Below are 5,482 nucleotides of genomic sequence, written 5' to 3' on the forward strand. Positions count from 1 at the left end.
ATGAAGTCCCGGAGTAGTTCTGGATCTCCCTTCCTCGCCAGTGCCGCCGCGACCGAGCGCGCCTCGGCCCAGCGGGGCGACCATCCCGAGCCCGCCGAGGGGATCCGCCCTCGACGCTGCATCCCCCCGAACCATTCGGCCACATCGCGGGCCCGGTCGTAGGAGGACAGGTACCAGACCTGCCTTCGGAGTAAGGCGGTCTCCTCACCCCCGCTCTCCACCAGGTCGGCGGTATGCCGGAGGTTGTCGAAGAATCGCGCGCGCATGTCCTGCCCGAGAAGCGGCGCGGTGGAAACAGGCCCGCGTCGGGCGGCAGGGATGCTCAACTCGGCAGCCACCGCGCCGGGCAGAACCCCGCTGACCGCCCAGCCGATCATGTGCGTGGTGTCGCGGGTAAGCACCCACCCGGCCAGTGGATGCCCCAGAACTTCGGCCCTCGCGGGCCTGAAGCGCAGTATCTCGCTGAGGACGAAGTCTGCGTCCATGGCAAGGCTGATCAGGTTGACCAGCCCACTTGGCGCGCCTAGCAGGATCAGCCTCCGGCGCAGCATCACCAGGTTCCCGGCTCGCGTGGAGGAGAGTGGCCGGCGGCCGGACTACCAGCCCTGGACGGTGCTCTTGTCGATGCCCAGGTCCTCGGCCAACTCGTCCTGAGTTCTCGGGATCTGTTCCCGGATGACCTTCAACAGGAAGCCGGAAATCACCCCTTCGGGGACCCTGACGACCTCGGACGGACTGTCAGTCAGTGTTTCGGTGCGCCTCGGTGGTGTCCGTCCAGCCATTTCTTCCCCCCCTTGGCCTCGGTCGTCCAGGTAACTCGTACCGGCAGTCCGTCGAACCCTGGATTCACCGACCGTAACTTCATGACTACGGCATCACCGGTGACAGCGGAAGCCTAGTGCCAACTCGGTCTTCTGCGAACGACGGTGCTGCCCTGCCGTGGAGCCCCCTACGGCAGCCTCAACCACCCAGCGGGAGGACCAGCATGTCCACCAGCACCATGCCGTCCGCCGGCACGCTCGGCTCGCGCTTCCGGTAGATCCGTAGTGACCGCGACGCCTGATCCCACAAGCCCCCAGGCAGTCGCACGAATCCCGAGGACGGGCCTCCCACGGCGGCCTCGGGGGAGGGAACACCACCATGACGAGACGCAAGACCCCGAGGGTCTACCGCGACCCCGATCCCGGCCCGTCGAAGGCCGAGCGGTACAAGCTCCCGAAGGGCTGGAACCCACTGGCCGAGTACCAGAAGGCCAACGTGGCCGGCCGGGCCCCGTCCCTGGGCGAGGCCGTGCAGGAGTCGGCCGTGCGGTCCTCGTGCCGCTGCCGCAACTGCATCGCCCGCAGGGGTGCCGCGTGAGTATGCGGGGAAGCGGCGGAGCGGGCACGGGGCCGCTGGTCCGCACCGTGGGCGAGGGCCGTGTCGTGGACCGGCCCGACGGCTACCGCGAGGGGACCTGCTGCGTCTGCCGGCGCGAGACGCTGGTCTGCGTGGGCCTCCTGCTCCAGGCCCCCGGGGAAGCCCGGAGCACGGGCCACTGGATCTGCGACGACTGCATCGCCCGCGCCCGGACGCCCCAGCGCCGCGCCGCACTGCGGGCCGCCCTCGACAAGCGGCCGGCGTAGACGGCGTGGACGATCAGGACGATTACCGCGCCGCGACCGAACGTGCCGCGCGCGGTGTTCCGACCTCCCGGCCGGTCGTCGTGGCGTACACCGTGGCGCTGGTGGTGCTGCTTGCGCTGGCGGCAGCCCTGCTCGCATCCGGCCGCGTCTGACCCACACCCGCGTGCCGCACAGCACCCATGAACTCCCCGGCCTGACGGAGGATTCTTCGCCAGGCCGGGGCACCACCCCCGCTCCGCTCGTCCGTGACGAGCGGGCGCAGTCAACCCGATGGGAGAAGCACGTGGACACCGTCACCGAACCCACCACGGCGCTGGCCGAGTTGGGCAAGTTCTTCACGATCGCCGGTCAGTTCCTCGACGCCGGCCGACCCGTGCCGCAGATGTTCTCCGGGGCCATCGACCTGATCTGGCACCGGCTCACCGAGACCCCCGACGAGTACGACGCCTTCACCGTCAAGTGCGCCGGCCGCAGGCTCCAGCACATGGAGCTCGGCGGCGATGGCTTCATCGACTGGGTGGGCACCTACGAGAAGGCGTATGGGCCCCTGCCGGAGATCTGGTTCACCGACGCCGACGGCGAGTTGGACGCCGAGGCCCTGGGCCGCTACCGCACCACGGGCACGGTATGGGCGGAGTGGGACTGCGGCCCGATCGAAGGCACCGACGGCGACGAGCTGGTCCCGGCGGCGTCCTACCTGTGAGCGCAGAACTCCGCGTCGGAGTGTCCCGGCCGACCGCCGGGGCGCTCCGCCTCGTCGAAGCCCGCACCGAACACCCCGTCGGCGTGGACGTACACGGGTACGTCGCCGAGGTGTCCGAGCACTGCCCGTTCCTGCGGCCGTCCGTCCGGCGCGGAATGACCGGGTGGACGGTGTACGAGATCGCCCCCGGTGCTCACCGGTACGCCGTGGAAGCCGAGTTGTTCCACGCTGGGGTTCAGGCCGCGGAATGGGTGCGCCCGCTGATGGGACGGCCGTACGGCCTTCTCGCGTGCGAGAACGTCGTGGTTCTCGGGCAGTGCGAGGGCGCCGGGCACCGGGAGTTGCTGGCCTGGCCGCACTGGGCGCTGAAGCACCTGTACGCCCAGGTCGGCGTCATGGTCGGCAAGTTCGCCCGGGGGCGCGGCCGAGACCGGCCGGCACGGACAGCGCATGCCGCCGCCGCCGTTCTCGTTCCTGCCGGTGCGGGCCGGCGTGCGGCCGCTGGATCCGAAGTTCCTCACGGAGACGCCCGACCTCGCAACGGCCCTGGCCGTGGCGGTGGACGACGGGCGGGACGTCTTCGGGCACATCCCTTGCGAATGGAAGGCAGTTCGAGAGTGGGCAAGTACCCTGCCGAAGCCCGGGAAGCCGTGAAGGCCGCCAAGACCCTCTGCGGCGACCCAATGGCCCTGGCGCCGATCAGCAACCGGCGTGGCTCTGCGGTGTGGAAGGCCACCGGCCCGGACGGTGCGGCGAGCATCAAGCTCGGCACCGGCGAGGCCTGCGAAGTCACCGCCCGCGAGGCCTCCGTGCTGGACCAGCTCCCCGGTTACACCGTGACCGCCGGCCGGTACACCGACGGCGTCTGGCTGGTCACCCCGTGGCTGGCCGGGAAGTCCACCTGGGGGCGCTTCCAGCCCTTCCGCAAGGGCGACGGCGGGCGCGACGGGGCCCTCGCCGCCGCAGTCGGGCTGTGCCGCGCCGTGGCGGACCTCCACGCCGACGGGTGGGTGCACGGGGACCTCCAGCCGCAGCACGGCGTCCACCACAAGGACGGCACCGCGCGCCTGCTCGACTTCGCCTGGTCCCGGAAGATCGGCAGCACTCCGTGGGCCGCGTTCTCCGGCACGATGATCCACCTCACCGCGCCCGAACTGGCGGCCCGGATCATCACCGGCCCCCAACCGGTCACCACCACGCAGCCCGCCGACGTCTACGCCCTGGCCGGCACCCTGTGGACCTGCGTCACCGGGAATTGGCCACTGCACTATTCGGCTGCCGGCCTGAGCTGGCAGACGCCGCTGAGGACACGCCGCGAGGCCATCGCTGCCAGGGCCGTGCCACTGTCCAGGGCATCGCCGTGGCCCGCCCTCCAAAACCACCTGCGCCCCGTCCTCCTGGCCGAACCGGACGACCGGCCCACCGCCGCCGAACTGGCCAAGCTCCTTGAGACGGTGACCGGTTGATCGAGTTGCGCGAACTGAGCCCTCGTGACGCCGAGGCCCTGCTGCGGATCTACAGCTCAGAGGCGACGCGCTATCTGGACCGCGAGGCGATGGACGCCGCCGAAGCCCGCCACTACCTCCGCGACGCCGCAGCCTCCGCCGCGCAGACCCCGCGCACGCTGTACGTGCTCGGCCTGGCCGTGGACGGCGACCTCGTCGGCATCGTCAAGCTCCACCGTGACCGCCCCGTCGCGGCCGTCAGCTACATCCTGCGCGCAGACGCCTGGGACCGGGGCTACGCCACCGCGGGCGTCCGCCGAATCCTCGCCCTCGCCTTCGGCCACCTCGGGCTGCCGCACGTCCGCGCCAAGCACCGCCCGGACAACCCCGCCTCCGGCCGCGTCCTGCGCAAGGCCGGCTTCACCCCGACCGGCGAGCACGACGGCTTCGCGACCTACACCATGCGGGTGCCCATACCCCGCGAAGTCGCCGTCGAAGTTCACCCCGTGGCCGGCTACGAGCTGGAGATCGAAGGCACGGACGACCGCCCGTTCGTCACCCTCGAAGACATGGACGACAGCCGCGACGAAGTCGTCACCCAGTCCGTGCGCGAGGCCCTGGGTATCCCCGACCACGCACCACCCGTACTCATGATCAAGGACCCCTACGGGCCGATCGCCCGCACCGAGCAGGCCTCCGCCTTCCCGCTGCCCCCGGGCAGCGCAGACTGAACGCCTCGCGCTCTCTGGAGGAACGTTGGGCACCGCGCCCGCCCATCCGGTCACGTCGTACGTCCTGTGCACCGATCCCGCGTCCCGCCTGCTGCTCGTCCAGGCCGCAGGGGCCGGCACGTGGCACCTGCCCGGCGGCGTGATGGAGATCGGGGAGTCCCCACTCGAAACCGCCCGACGGGAGACCAGGGAGGAACTCGGCCTGACGCTCGACCTGTTGGCCGATGATCTGCTCGGCGTGGAGTGGGCGCAGAGCCACCGCGAGGGGGCCCGGGACCGCATCGTGTTCCTGTGGGCCGGTCCGATGCTCAGTACCGCCGACACCGACCGAATCGCTTTGCAGGAACGGGAGTTGTCGGCCTGGCGTTGGGCGGACGCGGACGACGCCCACCGGCTGCTGCACCCGGCCGTGGCCGCTCGAATCCGGACGCCTCTCCAGCGGCCCGGACGCGTTACCTATCAAGAGACCCGATATGAGAGGAATGAACCCCATGACAGCCGAGTTCCCCGCCAGGACCCTGCGCGTCGGCACGCGTAGCTCGCCGCTGGCCCTCGCACAGACGGACATGGTGATCGCCGCCCTTCGCGCGCATGTCCCCGACCTGGTGACCGAAGTCGTTCCGGTGACGACCGAAGCCGATCTCTGGCAGGGCGACCTTGCACAGCTCGGCGGCAAGGGCCTGTACACCAAGCAGATCGACGCCATGTTGCAAGGCGGCACGGTGGACATGGCCGTCCACTGCGTGAAGGACGTACCTGGCGACGTCCCGCTGCCCCACGGACTGGTCTTCGCCGCCTACCTGGAACGCCCGGACGTGCGGGACGTGCTGCTGTTCCCCGAGGGCTCCGGCTACCGCACGCTCGCCGACCTCCCCCCGGGTGCGATCATCCTGTCGTCGGCGGTCCGCCGGAAGGCGCAGATCCTGCGGGCCCGACCGGACTTGAAGGTCGTCCGGGTGCGCGGCGCGGTCGGGAGCA

At 70.8% G+C, this 5,482-nt stretch carries 8 protein-coding genes and 2 pseudogenes; 8 read left to right on the forward strand and 2 right to left on the reverse strand.

Annotated features, from left to right (window positions below):
- Together IEZ12_RS12160 and IEZ12_RS40890 are read right to left on the reverse strand one after the other, a co-directional pair.
- Positions 1-554: pseudogene (locus tag IEZ12_RS12160) on the reverse strand (XRE family transcriptional regulator); the annotation flags it as partial.
- A gap of 42 nt (positions 555-596) precedes the next feature.
- Positions 597-704 (reverse strand): helix-turn-helix domain-containing protein, encoded by a 108-nt coding sequence (locus IEZ12_RS40890; RefSeq protein WP_189272044.1) that lies wholly within the window; start codon positions 702-704, stop codon positions 597-599.
- A gap of 436 nt (positions 705-1,140) precedes the next feature.
- Here IEZ12_RS40890 and IEZ12_RS12170 point away from each other — a divergent pair, with 436 nt between their 5' ends.
- From IEZ12_RS12170 to IEZ12_RS38255, 8 genes and pseudogenes are all read left to right on the forward strand, one after another.
- Positions 1,141-1,359, forward strand: coding sequence for a hypothetical protein (locus tag IEZ12_RS12170; RefSeq protein WP_189272045.1), 219 nt, complete (start codon positions 1,141-1,143; stop codon positions 1,357-1,359).
- Positions 1,356-1,625, forward strand: a complete 270-nt coding sequence (locus IEZ12_RS12175; RefSeq protein WP_189272046.1) for a hypothetical protein — start codon at positions 1,356-1,358, stop codon at positions 1,623-1,625. The genes IEZ12_RS12170 and IEZ12_RS12175 overlap by 4 nt, the downstream gene beginning before the upstream one ends.
- Before the next feature lie 5 nt (positions 1,626-1,630).
- Complete coding sequence (locus IEZ12_RS12180; protein ID WP_189272047.1) at positions 1,631-1,777, forward strand: hypothetical protein; 147 nt, start codon at positions 1,631-1,633, stop codon at positions 1,775-1,777.
- Positions 1,778-1,908: 131 nt separating this feature from the next.
- Positions 1,909-2,328 carry a hypothetical protein gene (locus tag IEZ12_RS12185; protein ID WP_189272048.1) on the forward strand — a complete coding sequence of 140 codons (420 nt, stop codon included), beginning with the start codon at positions 1,909-1,911 and terminating at the stop codon, positions 2,326-2,328.
- A 617-nt stretch (positions 2,329-2,945) separates the two neighbouring features.
- Positions 2,946-3,794, forward strand: a complete 849-nt coding sequence (locus tag IEZ12_RS12190; protein ID WP_229847457.1) for a protein kinase domain-containing protein — start codon at positions 2,946-2,948, stop codon at positions 3,792-3,794.
- Positions 3,791-4,504, forward strand: coding sequence for a GNAT family N-acetyltransferase (locus IEZ12_RS12195; RefSeq protein WP_189272050.1), 714 nt, complete (start codon positions 3,791-3,793; stop codon positions 4,502-4,504). The genes IEZ12_RS12190 and IEZ12_RS12195 overlap by 4 nt, the downstream gene beginning before the upstream one ends.
- Before the next feature lie 25 nt (positions 4,505-4,529).
- The gene (locus IEZ12_RS12200) at positions 4,530-5,042 is read left to right on the forward strand and encodes an NUDIX domain-containing protein (protein WP_189272051.1); all 513 of its coding nucleotides are present in this window, start codon (positions 4,530-4,532) and stop codon (positions 5,040-5,042) included.
- Positions 4,996-5,482, forward strand: a pseudogene (locus IEZ12_RS38255) (hydroxymethylbilane synthase); the annotation flags it as partial. The gene IEZ12_RS12200 and the pseudogene IEZ12_RS38255, both read left to right, overlap by 47 nt.

Origin of the sequence: Kitasatospora griseola (genome assembly GCF_014648555.1) — a bacterium.
GTDB classification, from domain to species: Bacteria; Actinomycetota; Actinomycetes; order Streptomycetales; family Streptomycetaceae; genus Kitasatospora; species Kitasatospora griseola.

What these genes read in the sequence shown, in the direction of transcription:
- IEZ12_RS12170 (WP_189272045.1), top strand. Translation starts at nt 1,141, where the DNA reads ATGACGAGACGCAAGACCCCGAGGGTCTACCGCGACCCCGATCCCGGC.